General features: G+C 73.1%; 17 protein-coding genes. 9 read left to right on the top strand and 8 right to left on the bottom strand.

Annotated elements, in window-relative coordinates; translation table 11 throughout:
• Nucleotides 1–43: 43 nt before the first annotated feature.
• Nucleotides 44–3,016 carry an AfsR/SARP family transcriptional regulator gene (locus tag QQ657_RS46855; protein WP_284748889.1) on the bottom strand — a complete coding sequence of 991 codons (2,973 nt, stop codon included), beginning with the start codon at nt 3,014–3,016 and terminating at the stop codon, nt 44–46.
• A gap of 101 nt (nt 3,017–3,117) precedes the next feature.
• Nucleotides 3,118–3,822 (bottom strand): DJ-1/PfpI family protein, encoded by a 705-nt coding sequence (locus tag QQ657_RS46850; protein WP_284748888.1) that lies wholly within the window; start codon nt 3,820–3,822, stop codon nt 3,118–3,120.
• Between the two features lie 98 nt (nt 3,823–3,920).
• On the opposite strand from QQ657_RS46850, the gene QQ657_RS46845 reads away from it, so the two are divergent.
• From QQ657_RS46845 to QQ657_RS46835, 3 genes are all read left to right on the top strand, one after another.
• Nucleotides 3,921–4,898 carry a GlxA family transcriptional regulator gene (locus QQ657_RS46845; protein ID WP_284748887.1) on the top strand — a complete coding sequence of 326 codons (978 nt, stop codon included), beginning with the start codon at nt 3,921–3,923 and terminating at the stop codon, nt 4,896–4,898.
• A 199-nt stretch (nt 4,899–5,097) separates the two neighbouring features.
• Nucleotides 5,098–6,702 carry a YibE/F family protein gene (locus QQ657_RS46840; RefSeq protein ID WP_284748886.1) on the top strand — a complete coding sequence of 535 codons (1,605 nt, stop codon included), beginning with the start codon at nt 5,098–5,100 and terminating at the stop codon, nt 6,700–6,702.
• A 73-nt stretch (nt 6,703–6,775) separates the two neighbouring features.
• Nucleotides 6,776–7,021: a hypothetical protein gene (locus tag QQ657_RS46835; protein ID WP_284748885.1), complete on the top strand. Its 246-nt coding sequence runs from the start codon at nt 6,776–6,778 to the stop codon at nt 7,019–7,021.
• On the opposite strand, the gene QQ657_RS46830 is transcribed toward QQ657_RS46835, so the two are convergent.
• Nucleotides 6,993–7,649, bottom strand: coding sequence for a hypothetical protein (locus tag QQ657_RS46830; RefSeq protein WP_284748884.1), 657 nt, complete (start codon nt 7,647–7,649; stop codon nt 6,993–6,995). The two genes, QQ657_RS46835 and QQ657_RS46830, sit on opposite strands and share 29 nt — an antisense overlap.
• Nucleotides 7,646–8,212, bottom strand: a complete 567-nt coding sequence (locus tag QQ657_RS46825) for an MBL fold metallo-hydrolase (RefSeq protein ID WP_284748928.1) — start codon at nt 8,210–8,212, stop codon at nt 7,646–7,648. The genes QQ657_RS46830 and QQ657_RS46825 overlap by 4 nt, the downstream gene beginning before the upstream one ends.
• Nucleotides 8,213–8,360: 148 nt before the next feature.
• On the opposite strand from QQ657_RS46825, the gene QQ657_RS46820 reads away from it, so the two are divergent.
• From QQ657_RS46820 to QQ657_RS46800, 5 genes are all read left to right on the top strand, one after another.
• The gene (locus tag QQ657_RS46820; RefSeq protein WP_284748883.1) at nt 8,361–9,233 is read left to right on the top strand and encodes a peptidylprolyl isomerase; all 873 of its coding nucleotides are present in this window, start codon (nt 8,361–8,363) and stop codon (nt 9,231–9,233) included.
• Nucleotides 9,233–10,012, top strand: coding sequence for an aminotransferase class IV (locus tag QQ657_RS46815; RefSeq protein WP_284748882.1), 780 nt, complete (start codon nt 9,233–9,235; stop codon nt 10,010–10,012). The genes QQ657_RS46820 and QQ657_RS46815 overlap by 1 nt, the downstream gene beginning before the upstream one ends.
• A 101-nt stretch (nt 10,013–10,113) precedes the next feature.
• Entirely contained in the window at nt 10,114–10,914 is an 801-nt protein-coding gene (locus QQ657_RS46810; protein ID WP_284748881.1) for a LysM peptidoglycan-binding domain-containing protein, read from the top strand.
• 107 nt (nt 10,915–11,021) lie between these two features.
• Nucleotides 11,022–11,600 (top strand): P-loop NTPase family protein, encoded by a 579-nt coding sequence (locus tag QQ657_RS46805; protein ID WP_284748880.1) that lies wholly within the window; start codon nt 11,022–11,024, stop codon nt 11,598–11,600.
• A gap of 81 nt (nt 11,601–11,681) precedes the next feature.
• Nucleotides 11,682–14,285, top strand: a complete 2,604-nt coding sequence (locus QQ657_RS46800) for an NPCBM/NEW2 domain-containing protein (RefSeq protein ID WP_284748879.1) — start codon at nt 11,682–11,684, stop codon at nt 14,283–14,285.
• A 1-nt stretch (nt 14,286) separates the two neighbouring features.
• Here QQ657_RS46800 and QQ657_RS46795 read toward each other — a convergent pair whose 3' ends face one another.
• Nucleotides 14,287–15,066, bottom strand: coding sequence for an enoyl-CoA hydratase/isomerase family protein (locus QQ657_RS46795; protein ID WP_284748878.1), 780 nt, complete (start codon nt 15,064–15,066; stop codon nt 14,287–14,289).
• 74 nt (nt 15,067–15,140) lie between these two features.
• On the opposite strand from QQ657_RS46795, the gene QQ657_RS46790 reads away from it, so the two are divergent.
• A complete protein-coding gene (locus tag QQ657_RS46790) occupies nt 15,141–15,977 on the top strand; it encodes an alpha/beta fold hydrolase (RefSeq protein ID WP_284748877.1) in 837 nt (278 codons plus the stop codon).
• On the opposite strand, the gene QQ657_RS46785 is transcribed toward QQ657_RS46790, so the two are convergent.
• From QQ657_RS46785 to QQ657_RS46775, 3 genes are all read right to left on the bottom strand, one after another.
• On the bottom strand, nt 15,970–16,311 hold the full coding sequence (locus tag QQ657_RS46785; protein WP_284748876.1) for a hypothetical protein: 342 nt from the start codon (nt 16,309–16,311) through the stop codon (nt 15,970–15,972). The two genes, QQ657_RS46790 and QQ657_RS46785, sit on opposite strands and share 8 nt — an antisense overlap.
• Nucleotides 16,311–17,993, bottom strand: a complete 1,683-nt coding sequence (locus QQ657_RS46780) for an AbeC-like domain-containing protein (protein ID WP_284748875.1) — start codon at nt 17,991–17,993, stop codon at nt 16,311–16,313. The genes QQ657_RS46785 and QQ657_RS46780 overlap by 1 nt, the downstream gene beginning before the upstream one ends.
• Nucleotides 17,994–18,145: 152 nt before the next feature.
• The gene (locus QQ657_RS46775; RefSeq protein WP_284748874.1) at nt 18,146–18,574 is read right to left on the bottom strand and encodes a MarR family winged helix-turn-helix transcriptional regulator; all 429 of its coding nucleotides are present in this window, start codon (nt 18,572–18,574) and stop codon (nt 18,146–18,148) included.
• Nucleotides 18,575–18,612 lie beyond the last annotated feature (38 nt).

Raw genomic sequence — 18,612 nt, 5'->3', positions numbered from 1 at the left:
AACTTCGCCAAACGGCGCGGCCGCGGACCCCGGCGGAAGCGGGTCAGGTCCTGATCTTCGTCAAGACTTCACGAGTCCGGTCCTGTGCCGGGGATTCACTGGTGACGGCGGTGAGCTCCCCCAGCGCGCGCAGCTCCCACAGCGGGAACCCGAGCTCCTCGAACACCCCGGCCGACGTCCGCAGCAGCCGCGCGGCCTCCGGTCCTGCCCCCTCGTCCGCGTGGGTCCGGCCGAGACTGAGCAAGGTGTACCCGGCGCCGCGGCGGTCCCGCAGGTCCCGGAACACGCCCATCGCGACGCGCAGGTGCCACCGCGCGCCCGCCGGATCCCCCGCGCGGCGGCGGAGCTCGGCCAGGCTGCGATGGGTGTAGGCGGCGGCGTGCCGGTGCCCGATCTGCTCGAACAGCGCCAGCGAGCGCGTCAGGCAGCGTTCCCCCTCGCCGAGTTCCCCCGCCTCGGTGTGCAGGTCGCCGAGGCTGCGCAGGACGTGCGCCTCCCAGTGCCGTTCACGGGTGCGCACGGCGCCGCCGAGCGCGCCGGTGAGCAGGTCGGCCGCCTGGTCGCAGCCGCCGTGACGGCGCAGGACGTCGGCGTAGCGCTTGGCGGCGTGGTCGTGCCCGCGGCCGTCGTCGCACTCCCGGGCCAGCAGCATGCTCACCTCGAAGCTCTCGACGGCGCGCCGCACGTCCCCGACGTCCTCGGCCAGCGAACCCAGCTGTGCCGCCGCGGCCGCCTGCCCGTGCCGGTCGCCGCACTCGCGCAGCAGGCCGAGCGCCTCCACCAGCGCGGCCTCGGCGGCCCGCGGGTCACCGCCGTCGAGGTCGACGTCGGCGCGCGCAGCCAGCACCGCGCCGGTGCCCTGCGGGTCGTCCAGCCGCCGGAAGCGGTTCTCGGCCATGACGAAGTAGTTCCGCGCCTGCCGTGCGCGGCCGTGCTGCCAGTGCACCGAGCCGAGGTTGTAGAGCTTTTCGGCTTCCGCGTGCGGGTCCTGGCGGCGGCGGGCCGCGGCCAGGCCGAGCACCGAGACGGCGCGGGCGGCGTGGCCGAGCCACGGCGTGCCGGCCAGTGCGGTGTAGGCGTCGGCGAGGCGTTCGGTGAGGTCGTGCCAGCCGTGCGCGCCGGCCAGCCGCGCGGCCGCGGCCAGGTGCGCGGACTCTTCGGCCGCCCAGGCCGCCGGATCGGCCGTGACCTGCCGCAGCGCGGCGGGATCCGGCCTCGTCGAGCCGGCCGGCGTCCGGCCCCGGGCGTGTTCGGCGAGGGCGAGGGTGACCTCGCACGCGCGGCGCAGCGCGACCCGGTCCGTCTCCGGCGGCGCGCCTTCGGTCAGGACGAGCCGGGCGAACGGCGCCACCGCCCAGTGCGTCCCGGCCGGGGCCGGCAGGGGGTTCCCGGCCTCGTGCCACTCCAGCAGGTGGGCGCCGGCCAGGGTGTCGAGCCGGTCGTGAGCCTCGTCGAGCGAGCGGTCCAGCAGCGCGGCGGCGCACCAATCCGGGACCGGACCGGCGAACGCGGCGAGCAGCCGCAGCAGGTAGCGGTCCGGGGCGGGCCGTTCGCGCAGTGCCGACGTCACGGCGGTGCGGACGCTGAGGTCGCCCGTGGTCAGCTCGTCGAGCCGGCGGCGGTCGTCGGCGAGCCGGGCGGCGAGGTCCGCGACGCGCTGGTTCGGCCGTGCGGCAAGCTTCACCCCGGCGATCCGGACGGCGAGCGCTAGTCCGGCGCAGTGGCCGAGAAGCCGTTGCACCGCTTCGGGTTCCGCCCGCAGCCGCGCCTCCCCCGCGATCGCCGCAAGAAACGCCCAGGCGTCCTCTGTGGACAGTCCGGCGACCGGCACCGGCCGCGCTCCGCACAGGCCGGGCAGCTCGCGGCGCGCGGTGACCAGCGTCGCGCAGCCGGGCCCGCTCGGCAGCAGCGCCCGCGCCTGGGCCTCGTTCGTGACGTCCTCCAGCAGCACCAGCAGCCGCCGGTCCGCGGTGTAGCTGCGCCAGAGCCCGGTCAGGCCGGCGCGGTCGGCCAGCTCCGCGGGGGTCGCGCCGAGCAGGCGCAGGAACCCGGTCAGCACGGTCGCCGGGTCGGCACCGCGCAGCGACGCGGTCAGCTGGCCGTCGGGGAACCGGCGGCGCGCCCGCCAGGCCGCCTGCACGGCCAGCGCGGACTTCCCGGCACCGGCGGCCCCGTGCAGCACGACCGGGCCCGGGCCGCGCAGGGCCCGGCCGACGTCGGCGAGCTCGGCCGCGCGGCCCGTGAAGTCGGGCACCGCGGGCGGGAGCTGGGCGGGCGGCCCGGGCGTCGTCCAGTCGGTGCCGGCGATCCGGCGGTACACCGCGACGAGGTCGTCGCCCGGCCAGACGCCCGCCTCCTCCCAGAGCGCCCGCCGCGTCCGGCGGAGCACCTCCAGGGCCGACTCGCGGTGGCCGACGGCACCGAGCGCGGACGCGAGCCGGGCGGCGAACCGCTCGTCGGCGGGGCGGGCCGCGACGACCGGGTCGAGCCGTTCGACGACGGCCCGGCCGTCACCGTCGGCGAGCTCCAGCTCGACCAGCTGCAGCAACGCGGCCGAGCGCCGGTCCTCCAGCCACAGCTTGTGCGCCTCCAGCAGCGGCCCACCCGCGACGTCGGCGAAGGCGTCACCCCGCCAGCACGCCAACGCCCGTTCGAGCGCGCGCCGGCGTTGCGCGCGGTCGTCGGCGCCCGAAGACAGCAGCGTCAGGAAGTCGTCCGCGTCCAGCTCCCCCGGCTCGACGGCCAGCGCGTAGCCCCGCGGCCCCGAGCGCAGGCGCTGCCCGGCCTCGGCGGCCCCGAGGCCGGGCGAGAGCGTCTTGCGCAGCTTCGACACGGTGACCTGCACGATCGCCGCGGCGCTGGACGGCGCGCCGTCCGGCCACAGCTCGTCGACGAGCGTGTCGCGGCCGACGTACTGGCCGGCGCGCGCGAGCAGGACGGCGAGCAGCCGGCGTGGCTGAGCCGCCGACGGCAGCGCGACGGAGGCCGTCATCGGGCCGAGGACCTGGAACCGCACGGCTACACCTCACCCGCGAGATCACCTGATCGAGCGGGGTGAATGTAGCCGTCCGGACTCTGGCATTTCCCTCGTTCACCCGGATGGCCGACAACGTTGGTTCAGGTGTGCGCGAGCAGCTTGTCCAGGAGCTCCGGATTGTCCGCCAGCCCGGCCCGCAGCGTGTGCTCGCGCAGCGGCTTGAGGTCGCCGTAGGGCTGGTTCGCCCAGTCCAGGCCGCCCTGCGGCGGCTCCGGGTCGTACTCGATGGCGAACTGGACGTTCGTCGCGATCCGCCGTCCGGCCAGCCGTTCGACCAGGTGCAGCGCGAGGTCGATCCCGGCCGAGACGCCCGCCGCGGTGATCACCGGGCCGTCCTCGACCCACCGCTCGGCCACCGGCGTCGCGCCCAGGCCGGTCAGCACGTCCCGGAACATCCAATGGGTCGTGGCCCGCCTGCCTTCGAGGAGCCCGGCCGCGCCCAGGATCAGGGCGCCGGTGCAGACCGACGTCATCAGCTCGGCGCCGGCGGCCGCGGTGCGCAGCCAGGCGAGGAGACGCTCGTCCGCCATGGCCCGCAGCGTCGGCACGGTGCCGCCGGGCACCAGCACCGCGTAGGGCGAAGGCACTTCGTCGAAGGTGTGGCTCGGCGCGACGCTCAGCGGCGTGTCGGTGCCGACGGTGTCCTTCGTGGCGCCGACGACCACGGTCCGGAACTGCGGGTCCATCTGGGCCAGTGCACTCAGCACCTGGAGCGGGCCCACCAGGTCCAGCGGCGTCAGCCCCGGGTAGACGACGAAGGCGAGGGTCTTCTGCTCAGCGGTCATGGCCCTCACCCTGGCGGGGAGCATCGGTGCGGCGGCCGCGGATGTCCGAAATCCTGCGAACCGCGTCCGAAGGCCGGTCCGGCTGCTAGCGTGCGATCATGGCAGGCTCACCCAGACGGGTCACGATCGTCGGATTTCCCGACGTCGAGCTGCTGGACGTCGCCTGCCCGGCGGACGTCCTCGACGCCGCCAACCGCCACGGCGCCCGCCCGCCGTACGAGATCCGGCTCGCCACGATCGACGGCCAGGCCATCCGCACGTGCTCCGGGTTGATCCTGCAGCCCCATCTCCGTCTCGACCAGGTGGCGGGCGACCTCGACACGCTGATCGTCGCGGGCGGCTGGGGCAGTACGACGGCGGCGTCCGACGAGCGCGTGCTGGCCCACCTCCGGCGGCTGGCCCAGACCAGCCGGCGGGTGGCGTCGGTCTGCACGGGCGCGGAGGTGCTCGCGGCGGCGGGCCTGCTCAACGGCCGCCGCGCGACGACCCACTGGCGCTGGGCGGCGAAGCTGGCGGACGCGTACCCGGCGGTGACGGTGGACCCGGTGCCGCTCTACATCCAGCACGGCAACGTCTACACGGCCGCCGGGGTGACCAGCGGGCTCGACCTGACCATGGCGCTCGTGGAGGCCGACCACGGGCCGACGCTGGCCCGCGAGGTGGCCCGGTCCCTGGTGACGTACCTGCAGCGGCCGGGCAACCAGGCCCAGGTCAGCCTGTTCCTGGCCGGCCCGCCGCCGGAGCACCGCGAGGTCCGCGACCTGACCGCGTACATCGCCGAGCACCTCGACGAAGACCTCGGCACCCCGGCGCTGGCGGCCCGCGCGGGGATCAGCACCCGCCAGCTGACCCGCCTGTTCGACGCGCACCTGGGGACGACCCCTGGCAAGTACGTCCGCACGGTCCGCACCGAGCACGCGGCAAGGATGCTGTCCGGCAGCGACGTCCCCCTGGCGACGATCGCCCGCCGTTGCGGCTTCGGCTCGACGGAGACGTTGCGGCAGGCCTTCCTCGACCACTTCGACACCCCGCCGTCGGCCTACCGGCGCGTCCACGTCCGCCAGGCCTACGGCTGACCCCGTGTCGACCCCGCAATCACGCGTGTCGACTCTCTGATCACGCGTGTCGGCCTCCGGATCACGCCGAGGCCGCGGCCGGCTCCCGTGAGCGGGCGGTCGACACGCGTGACTGGAGGGTCGACACGGCGATCGGGACGAACCGGGCCGTCGGCGGCCCCTTGCGCGGGGCGGGAAATCCCGCTGTCAGGATGTGCGCGTGGACCGCCCCGACCTGGATGACGACGAAACCGGCCCGATTCGCCGGATCACGGACGAGGTGTCCGCTTCGCCGGCCGGAACGCCCCGCAAACCCGTCCGCCGGACGCCGCCCGACAGCGCGCGCCGCGCCGCCGACCCCGCGCGGCGCCGCACCGACACCGGGCCCCAGCGGGTGCCGAACACCGGCGCTCAGCGCGTCCCCAACGGGGACAAGCGGACTGACACCGGACCTCAGCGCACGGCCAACGGCGACAAGCGAGCCGACACCGGGCCTCAGCGCGCCGCCCGCCGTGGCGACACCGGACCCCAGCGCGTCCCGAACGGAACCAAGCCCCGCACCGCTGCGAAGAAGCCCGAAACCGGCCACGGGCACGGCCATGGACACGGGCACGGCCCCGCGGCCCCGGCGTCGAAGCGGGTCCGGCTGCTCCTGATCTGGCTGCTCGCCCCGCTCGCCGTGGCCACCGTCGTCGGCATGATCGTGCTCTACCCCTGGGGCAAACCGGACCCGACGAGCGTCGTCCCGCAGGGCACTCCCGTGGCCGCGAACATCACCGCCACGAACACCGGCCCCTGCCTCGCCCAGGGCCAGGTCCAGGTCGGCGACCAGACGGACCCGAACGCGAAACCCTGCCTGACCGCCGACCTCACCATGACCGACGGCCCGGCGAGCGGGAAGCAGCTCAAGCTGACCGTGCCGATCGAGCCCAGCACGCCGCGGTTCACCACCGGCGACGCCGTCGTGCTCGCCTACAACGGCGGGAACGCGGGCGACCCGGCGAGCTTCCAGCTGGTCGACTTCCAGCGCGGCACCCCGCTGCTCGTGCTCGCCGCGCTCTTCGCGGTCGCCGTGCTGGTGCTCGGCCGCTGGCAGGGCCTCGCCGCGCTCGTCGCGCTCGGCCTGTCCTTCCTGGTGATCGCGCTGTTCATCCTCCCGGCCATCCTGGCCGGCGAGAACCCCCTGGTGGTGGCCATCGCCGGGTCCGGCGCGATCATGTTCATCGCGCTCTACCTGACCCACGGCCTCACGGCGAGAACGTCCGCGGCCGTCCTCGGGACGCTCGCCAGCCTCGCCCTGATCGGCGTCCTGTCGGCGATCTTCTCCGCCGCGGCCTCGCTGACCGGGCTCGACGACAGCACGTCGACGCTCATCGGGTCGCTCGGCCACGGCATCGACTCGCGCGGCCTGCTGCTCGCCGGCGTCGTGATCGGCGCGCTCGGCGTGCTCGACGACGTCACGGTCACCCAGACCAGCGCCGTGTGGGAGCTCCGCCGCGCCAACCCGGACCTGAGCTGGCAGGAGCTGTACCGCTCGGGCCTGCGGATCGGCCGCGACCACGTCGGTTCGGCGGTCAACACGCTCGTCATGGCCTACGCCGGGGCCGCGCTGCCGGTGCTGCTGTACTCGTCGATCTCCGGTGTCGGCCTGGGTGCGCTCCTCGGCAGCGAAGAGATCGCCCAGGAGATCATCCGGACGCTCGCCGGCAGCGTCGGCATCGTGGCGGCCGTCCCGGTGACGACGATCCTGGCCGCGCTGATCGCCTCCCGCGAGCCCGCCGGATACCTCAGCAGCACCACGAAGGCCGTTCCGTCCCACCCGTAACACCGGCGCACCCCGGCCGCGCCGGACCAGCGAGAACGCGGTAGGAAGGCGGGAGCCGACCCGGGGAGACGCCATGTTCGTGCTCATCGGCCCGCGGCAGGTCGTGCGCGGTGCGCTGCGGGTGGTCACCGCGACCGTCCAGGCCGTCGAATCGCTGCCGCGCATCGCGGCCGCCCTCGAAGACGTCCGCGCCACGCTGCACCACGTCGAGCGCCTCGCCGCGTACATCGCGCAGGAGGTCCCGGAGCTCGTCTACCAGCTCGAGCAGCTGCGAGAGGCCGACGAGGAGCTCAGTCGAGAGTCGCCACGAACCGGCTGACGGCCTCCATCGTGAACCGCTGCACGTACTTGCCCGACGGCGCCGCCGACGCGAGCCGGTAGAGCGGGCGGTCCGCCACGCCGGAGCCGCGCGCCTCCGCCTTCAGCTCGGCGACCAGCAGCTCCCCGAACACGAGCCCGTTCGCCTCGACGTTGTTCATCAGCGCGTTCGCCAGCTTCCGCAGCTGCAGGATGCCCAGCTCGCGCCCGCCGGTCCCGGAGAACACCGCGAGGTCGACCTTCCCGACCTTGCCCCGCTGGCCGGCGTTGACCAGCAGGCTCACCGTGCGGGAGCCGCGGACGTCGCCGATCACCAGGTCGAGGCGGGTCGCGGTGACCAGGTCGACCCGGCGCAGGCCCCAGGTGCGCACGAGCAGCGTCGAGCCCTCCAGCCAGACGCGGCGCCGGATGCTGACGGCCATGACGTACAGCAGCGGCAGCGCGATCACCAGGGCGACGATCAAGCCGATCAGCGTGCCGCCGATCAGTCCCGCGACGCCGCCGAACGCGGCGGCGACGATCACCACGCCGATCAAGCCCGAGATCCCGCGGCGACGGCGTCCGCGCGGGTCCTCCTCGAACAGCGCCAGCCGTTCCGATGACGCCTCTGTCTCCTCGGCCATGCTCATGCCCCTGTCCCGGCGAGGAACGGGTTGCCCGCGCGTTCCCGCCCGATCGTCGTCGCCGGGCCGTGGCCCGGCAGCACCACCGTGTCGTCCGGCAGGCTCTCCAGCAGGGCTCGCACCGACTCCGCGTCGGCGCTGCGGCCGACCGACCCGGCGAACAGCGTGTCGCCGGTCAGCGCGACCTGTCCGCCCTCGGGCGTGCGCAGGCCCAGCACCACCGATCCCGGAGTGTGCCCGGGCAGGTGCCGGACATCGACGGCCAAACCGGCGAAAGCGCCCGTCTCGAGCGGCACGCTGTCGCCGTCGTACAGGTCCGCGTCGCCCGCGTGCAGGTGCAGCGGGACGCCGTGTTCGGCGGACAGCGACGCGGCCGAGCCGACGTGGTCGGGGTGCCCGTGGGTGGCCACGAGGGCCGCCGGGACCAGCCGGTGTTCGGCGAGCGCGGCGGTCAGCGGCGCGGCCACCTCCGGCCCGGGATCCACGACCATGCAAGGCCCGCCGGCGGCCGCCGCCAGCAGGTAGCAGTTGGCCTGCAGCGGGCCGCTGCCGAACCCGACGACGAGCACCGAACGCCTCCCGGACATCCGCGCCGGATGGCGCCGATCACGATCAGGTTGAGACTAGCGGGCCCTGTACATGGTCCTCACAGGCTGTGCCCATACACTGCCGCTACCTCAGACGTGTGACACGAGCGGAAACCTGGGAGGGTACGGGGTGGCGACCAACCAGCAGCGCCGCGAAGCTGCGAAGCGCAAGCTCGAGAGGCAACTCGAGCGCCGATTGGAGCAGCAGAAGCGGCGCAGGAGGATCGGCGCTGGTGTCGTCGGCGTGGCTGTGCTCGTCGTGGCGGGCGTGGTGGTGTGGATCGTGAGCGCCAACGGCGGCGAGAACACCGACACCGCGGCGTCGTCGTCGGCCGCTCCGCCGCCGACCGACCTCCAGATCCCGACGCAGCGCACCGCGCTGCCGAAGCGGACCACGGCGCTGCCGAACCCGACGACGTGCGACTTCAAGGCCGACACGACGGGCAAGGCGCCGAAGAAGGTGAACCTGCCCGACGGCAAGAACGTCCCGTCGACCGGCACGGTGAACGTGACGCTGAAGAGCACCGCGGGCGACATCCCGCTGACGCTCGACCGGGCGCTCGCGCCGTGCGCGGTGCAGAGCTTCGTCAGCCTCGCGAAGCAGAGCTTCTACAACGACACCATGTGCCACCGGCTGGGCACCGAAGGCCTGCAGATGCTGCAGTGCGGTGACCCGTCGGCGACCGGCGACCCGTCGGCCGACGGCCAAGGCGGCCCCGGCTACACGATGCCGGACGAGGCGTTCCCGGAGATCAAGTACGGCCGCGGCATCCTCGCGATGGCGAAGACGTCCGCGCCGAACTCGGGCGGCAGCCAGTTCTTCATGGTCTACGGCAGCGCCGAGGGCCTCCCGGCGGACTACTCGGTGTTCGGCAGCATCAGCGACGAGGGCCTGAAGGTCCTCGACGCGGTCGCCAAGGCGGGCATCGCGAACCCGAACCCGCAGGACGGCACCGGGGCGCCGACGAAGCAGGTCAAGTTCACGGGCGTCAACGTCCAGTAGTGACGCGGCGCATCGAGCTGAACGGGGACCCGCTCGGCCCGGACGCCTTCGTCGCGGGGATGACCTCCTACGGTCACTTCACCGCGATGCAGGTCCGGGACGGGCGGGTCCGCGGGCTCGCGTACCACCTTGAGCGGCTGGCCACGAGCACCCGTCTCCTGTTCGGCGCGGACCTCGACGTCGACCTCGTCCGGTCCTACGTCCGGCAGGCGATCGCCGGCGAACCCGCGCTGTCGGTGCGGGTCCTGGTGCTCACGCGCTCGTTCGACGAGCCGATGAAGCCGGAGATCCTGGTCCGGACGCTCCCGCCGCACCCGCCCGAGCCGGCGCCGCTGCGCCTGGGGACCGTGCGCTACCAACGGGATCTGCCGCAGGTGAAGCACCTCGGCACGTTCGGCCTGATCTACCACGCCCGCCAGGCCGAGCTGGCCGGGTACGACGACGCGCTGTTCGTCGATCCCGCCGGCCGGATCAGCGAGGCCTCGATCTGGAACGCCGGGTTCCTGGCCGGCGACACGGTCGTGTGGCCGGAAGCCGCGGTGCTGCCGGGGATCACGATGCTGGTGCAGAAGGAAGCCCTGCGCCGGCTCGGTGTCCCGCAGGAGACGCGCGAGGTCCGGCCCGCCGACCTCCGCGACTTCGACGCGATGTTCGTGACGAACTCGGAGACGCCGGGGCGCGCGGTCGCCTCCGTCGACGACCTTGTGCTGCCGCCCGCGGACCGCGCGGTGGACCTGCTCGCGAAGGCGTACGAAACCGTGCCCTGGGACGAGATCTGAACCCCCGCGCACCGCAAGATCTGAACCACGCCCGCTCCGCCCCCGTGTAAGGGGGCAGCACCGGAACCCGTCGGGGTCACCGGGGAGAGGGTGGGACGACCATGGCCGAAAACCGGGTTCCCGCGGTACGCCGCGTTCTCGGGCGGGCCGGGCAGGCCGGGGCCGCCGGCGTCCTCTTCGCCGTGCTCGCCGGGGGTCCCGCGCTCGCGCAGGCCACGCCACCGCCTCCGGTCAAGTACTACATCGTCCCGCACGCCGACAACCCCGGCGACATCACGCTGTTCAAGATCGCCGAGCGGGCGCTCGGCGACGGGAACCGGTTCCCCGAGATCTTCCGGCTCAACCAGGGCCGGCCGCGGCCGGACGGGACGCCGTTCACCAACCCCACCGTCATCGAACCCGGGCAGGTGCTCCAGCTGCCGGAGGACGCCAAGGACCCCGCCGTGCAGTTCGGTCCCCTGCCGACCGCTCCCCCGCCGAGTCCGGCGGCGAAACCCGCCGACGAATCCTCCTCCGGGCTCGGCGTCGGGCTCGCTTCGGCGGTCAGTGGCATCGGCGGCCTGCTGACCGGCCTGATCGCCGGGCTCTGGTGGCGGCGCCGCCCGCAGCTCATCCCGCCCCCGTCGTTCGAAACCATCGATCACGACGAGGGAGACGACGGATCCGGCTCGGTCAGTGGAACCCTGCCGATCCCGATCGTGCCGCCCGAGGTGCTGTACCCGGAGCCGATCACCACCGAGCTCTCGATCATCGTGCTCGACACGGCCGAGACGCAGGTGATCGCCGCGGTCCGGCCCGGCTCGCGGTTCCACTTCCGGATCGGCGGGAAACCCGACTTCGCGGACAGCTCCACCGTGCTCGTCGTCGACCCCGAAGGCGACGGCGAAGACGACAGATCGTGACGGATCCGCATGTGGCCCCGCGTACGTAGAGGGTCACTCTGCGCTGAACGGCTCAACCGGCGCCGGAACACTGGCCTTCGGCCCGCCGGTGCCGCGATAGTCGAACGATGACCTCGGATCCGTTCGGGACGCTGCGGAAGACGCTCTGGATCGGTGGGGCTCCGTGGACGGGCAAGTCCACCGTCGCCCGGCTGCTGGCCGCCCGCCACGGGCTCGCGACCTACCACCACGACGACCGGGCCCGGCCCGCCGCCACCCCGGCCGGCACCACCCTTGCCGATGACGGCCCGGCCGCCGATCAGCTGACCGCGGTGCTGGCCGAGTTCCGGCAGCGGTTCGAGAACGCCTTGGAGGAGCTGCGCGCGTGGGAGTCGCCGCGGCCGGTCGTCGCCGAGGGCCGGGGGCTGCGGCCGGAGCTGGTCGCCCCGCTCGTGGACTCGCCGAGCCGGATGGTCGTGCTGGTGCCGACCGAGCTGTTCCGCCAGCACCAGCTGCGGCACCAGTCGGACGCGCCGGCGATCCCGCGGCAGCGGACCCGGCTGACGCGCGACCGGATGCTCGCCGCGCAAGCCGTGCGCTCGGCGCGGGAGCTCGGCATCCGCGTCATCGAGATCGACGGCCGGCTCGACCCGGCCGGCGTCACCGACGTGGTCGCCGAGCACTTCCGCGCATACCTGCATGCCTGATGCCACCATCGGCGGTATCCGGGACGACCGCCGGAGATCCATGATCGACAGGCCATGGAGCGCGGCGAAGGAGCTTGCTTGGTGTTCGCGAAGAGGCCGGTGTTCGTCGTCGCGCTGGCCTTGGCGGCCACCGTCGTGACCACGATGCCCGCCGGCGCCGCCGACCACTGGACCGTGAGCCTCACCGGCGCGGTGACCGCCGAGGTCGCCCGCACCAGCGAGGGCGGCCTGACGTTCGCGGTGTCCCGCGGCGGCGCGACCGTGCTCGCCCCCGCGCCGCTGGGCCTGCGGACGAAGACCGCCGACCTGACCCGGGACCTGCGGTTCGCCGGCCGCACCGACCGGGTCGTCGACGAGCACTACCCGATGACCACCGGGAAGCGCCTTCAGCGGCACACCCGGGCAGCGGAGACGACTTTGTCCTTCACCGGTTCCGGCGAGACCCGGCTGGACGTCGTCGTGCGCGCGGCCGCAGACGGCGTCGCCTACCGCTACGTCCTGCCCGCGGGCGGGACGATCACCGGCGAGGCCTCGTCGTTCACGCCGCCCGCGACGGCGCCGGCGTGGCTGCTGCCCTACTCCCCCAACTACGAGAAAGTCCGCGTCGAGACCACCGCGGGCGGCGCGACGGCGAGTGACTACGGCTTCCCGTCGCTGTTCGAGACCGGCGACGGCGGCTACACCCTGCTCACCGAGTCCGATGTGGACGGCCGCTATTCGGGCGCACGGCTGGCCCACGCGGCCGGGACGTCCACGTACGCGATCAAGCTCGCCGACGCCGCCGTCACCGGGGCCGGGCCGTTCGCCACGCCCTGGCGGGTGGCGATCACCGGCGACCTCGCGACGGTCACCGAGTCCACTTTGGTCGACGACCTCGCACCGCCGTCCAAGCTGGCCGACACGTCCTGGGTCCGGCCGGGCAAGGTCGCGTGGTCGTGGCTGTCCGAACACGACAGTCCGCGCGATCCCGTGCGGCAGAAGCAGTACGCGGACTTCGCGGCGCGCAACGGCTGGCCGTACCTGCTCATCGACGAGGGCTGGGACGCCTCCTGGGTACCGGACGTCATCCGCTACGCCCGGGCCCGCGGCGTCGAGGTGATCCTCTGGTTCCGCTGGACCACCCTCGACACGGAGGCCGAGCGCGCGAAGTGGCTGCCGCTGGTCGAGTCGTGGGGCGCGGCCGGGATCAAGGTCGACTTCATGGACTCCGACACGCAGGCGCGGTTCGGGTTCTACGACGACATCGCGGAGGCGACCGCGACGCGGCGCCTGATGCTCAACTTCCACGGCGCGACCATCCCGCGCGGCTTCCAGCGCACCTGGCCGCACGTGATGAGCTTCGAGGCCGTCCGCGGCGCGGAGCAGTTCAAGACGCGGGCCGCGACCAACACGATGTTCCCGTTCACCCGCAACGTCGTCGGCAGCATGGACTACACGCCGACCGCGTTCGTCGTGTCCGATCGGGACACGACCGACGCGCACGAGGTGGCGACGTTCTTCGTCTACGAGTCGGGCTGGCAGCACGGCGCGGACAAGCCGGAGAACTACGAGGCACGGCCGGAAGCACTGCACACGCTCGACCAGCTGCCGACGGTCTGGGACGAGACCCGGCTGCTGTCCGGGCGGCCCGGCCGGGAAGCCGTGTTCGCCCGCCGCTCGGGTGACCGCTGGTTCGTCGGCGGCATCTCGGCGGGACCGGCCGCGAAAGTGGTGACGCCGCTGGACTTCCTCGGCCACGGCCGCTGGCTCGCCGACACCCTGCGCGACGGGCCGGCCGGGCTGCTGCGCGAGAAGTCGACGGTCACCGCGGGCGGGCAGCTGACCGTGCCGGTGGCCGCGAACGGCGGGTTCGTCACGGTCCTCTGTCCCGCGCAACCCGGCCGCACGTCCTGCGACCAGGAGGTCCGGCAGGTGCCCGCGACCCGGCTGAGCGTCACGCCGCCGACGGCCGAGGGCACGAGCGTCGACGTCTCGGCGACGTTCGAAGTGCCCGGTGGCGCGTCGCTGTACGACGTCGACCTGGCGCCGATCGCCCCGGCCGGCTGGCGGGTGACCGGGGAGCCGGTCCACCGGCCGGTACTGTCCGCCGGCCAGACGATGTCGGGGACCTGGCGGTTCACCGGCGGCTTGGCCGGGACGACGGACCTGCCGATCGCGGCCACGTACCGTTTCCGCGGCGACCCGGAGAACCGGCCGGTGCACGTCGAGGCCGCCACCAGCGCGTTCATCCCGCCACCGGCGCCGACCGGCACCGCGCGGGTCAGCGGGCTGCCGTTCCTGGCGTCGTCGAACGGCTGGGGCCCGGTGGAGCGCGACCGGTCCAACGGCGACACCGACGAGGGCGACGGGCAGCCGCTGACGATCGCCGGGAAGACGTACGAGCACGGCCTGGGCACCAACGCGCCCAGCTCGGTGACGGTCTGGCTCGGCGGCGCGTGCACGGCGTTCTCGGCGATGACGGGCCTCGACGACGAAGTGGGCAAGGAGGGCTCGGTGGCCTTCCGGGTGGTCGGCGACGGCCGCTTGCTGGCGTCGACCCCGGTGCTCCGCGACGCCGACGGCGCGGTACCGCTGACGGCCGACGTCTCGGGCATCCGCCGGCTGACACTGGAGGTGACCGACGGCGGCGACGACGGGGATTACGACCACGCCGACTGGGCCGACGCGACGGTGACCTGCAGCTGAGTCAGCGGTGCGTGAAGCGCGGCGGGCGCCGCTCGAGGAACGCGGCGACCCCTTCCGCGTAGTCCACGCCGTGCAGCGCCTCGGACCGGATCTCCTCGACCTCCGCGTCCGAGGTCTCCTGCCCCGCCACGATCTTCTCGATGATCCGGTTCATCCCGCGGATCGACGCCTGCGAGCGCGAGCACAACGTCGAGACGAACCCCAGCGTCGACGTCTCCAGGTCCTCGGGAGCGAACACGTCGTTGAGCAGGCCGATCTCGCGGGCCCGGGACGCCGTGATCAGCTCTCCCGACAGCAGGAAGTACTTCGCGTGCGCCGGCCCGACCAGGGACACCAGCTGGCGCGTCGAGTCGAAGTGGTAGACGATGCCGAGCTTCGCCGGGGTGATGCCGAACCGGGAACCCTCGGCCGCGAACCGGAAGTCGCACGCCACCGACACCTGGCAGCCGCCGCCGATGCAGTTGCCCTGGATCATCGCCACCGACGGCTTGCGCATCGCCGTCAGCGCCGCGACCGCGCCCTCGACCGCCTTGTCGTAGCTCGCCGCGCCGTCGGCCGTCGTGCGCAGCTCGCCGAACTCGCTGATGTCCGCGCCGGCCGAGAAGTGCTTCCCCGCGCCCGCGATCACGAGCACCTTCAGCGCCGGGTCGGCCTCCACCTCGGCCACCACGTCCGGGAGCGCCGACCACATGCCGTAGGTGATCGCGTTCATCTTCTCCGGCCGGGTCAAGGTCAGGCGGGCGACTTCGCCGTCGCGCGAGAGATCGAAACCGTCGGTCATGATTCGCACCCTAGCTTCTCGCCCTGAGCGAAAACTGCGGTGTGTGACACGGTCGTGTCGCTAGCTTGGGGGCTATGGCGATGATCGAGGTGGGCGGAACGGCGTTCGGGTACGACGAGGCGGGCGAGGGGCCCGCGGTCGTGCTGCTGCACGCCGCGATCGGCGACCGCCGGATGTGGGACGCTCAGTTCGCCTCGCTCGCCGCCACGCACCGGGTGATCCGCTACGACCGCCGCGGCTTCGGCGAAACCGCCGACGGCCCCGGCGAGTACGCCCACTACGAAGACCTGCTGGCCCTGCTCGATGCCCGGGGGATCGAGCGGGCCGCGCTGGTCGGGGCGTCGATGGGCGGGGCGTGCGCGCTGGATGCCGCCCTGGCCGCGCCGGAGCGGATCACCCGGCTCGCGCTGCTCGGCTCGGGCCTCACCGGGCACGCCTGGCCCGAGCACATGCAGCGGGACATCGCGAGGCTGACCGCCGAGGTGCTCCCGGAGGGGCGCCTCGCCCGCTACGCCGCCCGCGAGATCGACGTCGACGAGGCGGACGTGCGCGCCATGGCGGAAGCCAACATCCGCTACCTCGTCGCCGGCCCGGAACGGGACGTGTCCGTGCTGCCGGCCGGAATGCTCGCCCTGGTGAGGGAAATGTGCGAGCAGGTCTACCGGCACGACTGGACGGCTCCACAGTGGACGGAACGGATCCCGGACACCCGGCACCGCCTCGGCGAGATCACGACCCCGGCCCTGGTGGTGATCGGGACGGCGGACGCGCCCGGCCTCGTCGAGCTGTCCCAGCACCTCGCCCGGGAGCTGCCGAACGCCGAACTCGCCGAACTCCCCGACACCGGCCACCTGCCGTCGATGGAACGCCCGGACGAGGTCACCGAGCTGCTGCGGAAGGTCCTCAGCTGAAGATCTTCTGCACCTGATCGGAGATCTTCGCGACCAGCTCGGAGAACTGCACGACCCCGCCCAGCAGGCCCTTGACCTTCTCCCAGCGGCTGCGCACCACCGCCGGCTCCGCCTTGTCACCGTCCCGCAGGTCGCCGACCAGGTCGGTCAGCGTGTCCTCCAGCACCTCCTGCTTCGCGAGGTCCTTCCCGCGCACCTCGGCCGTCAGCCGCTCGATCAGCTCCAGCAGCGAGGAGACCGTGACGTCGGCGCTGCTGCCCTCGATGCCGGTCTGGGTGATCCGGCCCGAGTTGTCGCCGCCGATGTTGACCTTGTTCGTGATCCGGTGTCCCATCAGGCCTCCGCTCCGGCCGGGCGGCCGGTCGTCCGGGGCGGGCGCGAGCGCGGGCCGCGCTGCCCGGTCTGGGTGATCGGGGCGCGGTTGTCGCCGCCGATGGTGATGTCGTTGTTGATGACGACCGCCGCCTGCTCGTCGAACTTCGCCGTCGAGAACCCGGCGTCGCCGAGGAGCTTGCCGATCGTCGGCAGGAGCCGGCTTTCGATGATCTTCTCGTAGCGTTCGATGTCGACGAGCTGGAAGTAGTCGGTGAACCGGTTCACCGACCCGAGCTCGCGCAGGGTGCTGCCCGCGCCGTAGCGCTCGGGGTCGAGCACGCCGGCTTCGCGCCTCGGCTGCCGGATCCACGACGCGAGGTTCGCGATCCGGCCCGGCAGGCTCGCCGGCAGCTCCAGCCAGCTGAGCAGGCCCTGACCGTAGGGGCGCAACGACTCCTGCCGCATCTTGTCCACGGCCCGGTAGTCGGCCCGGATCGGCGGCAGCATGAACGGCGTCCACTCGACGTACAGCGTCGTGTCGTCCACCGCCAGGTGCAGGAACGTCGTGAGCACCAGGTCCCGGTCCCAGGTCTCGACCTGGAAGCACAGGTAGTAGCGCGCCCACTCCTTCGGCTCGCGCCGGATCCGCTCGACGTCGGCCTCGGTCAGCCGGGTGTGCGGCGGGTACTCGATGTCCGGCAGGTAGGCCGCGGCCTCGCTCTCCCCCAGGTGGTCGACGAGCTCGGCCGCCGGGGTGAACACCGCCTCGGTCACGGTCAGCCCGCCGAGCCGTCCGTCCGGGGACAGCGCGGCCGAGCGGCGCAGGTCGCCGATCGCCCCGCGGATCTCCTCGTACAACGTCTCGGTGGTGAGTTCGCGGCGTTCCGCCGAGCCGGCCTCGTCGTCCTCGAGCCGCTCCAGCGGGATCGCCATGGACCAGGCGTCGCGGCGGAAACCCGCGCCCACGAAGGGTTTGTAGCCGCGGTACACCACCAGCGGCGCCCCCGGCGCGCCGGCGAACTCGTCGACCCGCTGGTAGCGGCCGAGCTGCGCCCGGAAGTCTTCGGTGAGCAGCCCGGTGAGGCTGCCACTGTCGGGCGCGGGCGGGGCGAAGCGCTTGAAGCGCGTCGTCAGCAGGTTCCACAGCGACCAGCGCTCGAACGTCACGACCATCAGCACGACGACGGCGAGCACGATGCCGATGACGTACCGCGCGGTGTCGCCGCCCGTGGAGTCGTCGAACTCGACGTCGGCGTAGTACCGCGACGAATAGCTGCTGCTGCCGGAGTTGAAGATCTCGTCCGAGTAGGCCAGCAGCAGCCAGACGACCACGATGACGGCGGCCACCAGGGCGAGCGTCTTCGGGTTGAACGGCCGCTCCCCCGCGCCCGTGTGCTTGCCCGCCCGTGCGACGACGAGCACGACCGACAGCACGATCCAGCCGTAGAGCAGCGGGTTGTCCCACGAAAGCCCGATGACGACGGCCATCAGCAGCACCAGCAGCCCGTCGTAGTTCTTCCGGCGCGCCCGCGCCCGCACCGCCTCGGTGAGCACGCGGCCCGCGTCGAGACCGGGTGACGGCGGCACCGGCCGGGTCGGCTCGACGAGGAACTCGGTGATCGCCCGGGTGCTGAACCGGGGATCGAGGTAGGCGGCCGCGCACAGGTAGCGCGTGGTGTCGTCGGCCGAGCCAGGGGACATGCTTGCTCCCTCGGGGTTTCCGGAAATGGCGACCCAGCAATTTGCAGACCGTAGCATGCACAACCGGGACGGACGACGGCATTTCGGGCATTCCCGGAACCGTCGCCGGACGATTCACGGCCGCCCGGAAATGGTCCGAAATAGACGCCCTGCTAGCCGGACTCGGTCAGCTGCTCGCTCCAGGCGCGAATGGCGGCGGCCTGGTCGGGCGCGAGCCGGTCGAGGACGAGCCGGCGGATGTTGCCGCCGTGCGCGCGGGTGGCGCGCTCCGCCGTGCGGCGCCCTTCTTCGGTCAGCGCGATCCCCGTGCGGCGGCCGGTGGCGCCGTCCTCGATGCGCGCGACCAGGCCGCGGGTCTCCATCCGGGTCAGCAGGTGCGCGACGCGGCTCTTCTCCCAGTCGAGCGCGTCGGCGAGCTCGCCGACGCGCATCGGGCCGGCCAGCGTCATCAGCACACTGAACTCGGCCTTGGAAATGCCGCAGTCGCGCTGCAGGCCGCGGTCCAGCTCCCGGGTGAGCACCCGGTGCGCGCGCATCCAGGTGTCCCAGAACTCCCAGTCCTCGGGGCTCATGTCCGCCATGGCCGACAGTCTACACTAGAGTTGACACATCAACTCCT

It is taken from the genome of Amycolatopsis ponsaeliensis, from assembly GCF_030182635.1.
Classification (GTDB): domain Bacteria; phylum Actinomycetota; class Actinomycetes; order Mycobacteriales; family Pseudonocardiaceae; genus Amycolatopsis; species Amycolatopsis ponsaeliensis.
Note: the sequence above shows the minus strand (reverse complement) of the source record. Positions and strands in the feature narration are given on the sequence as shown.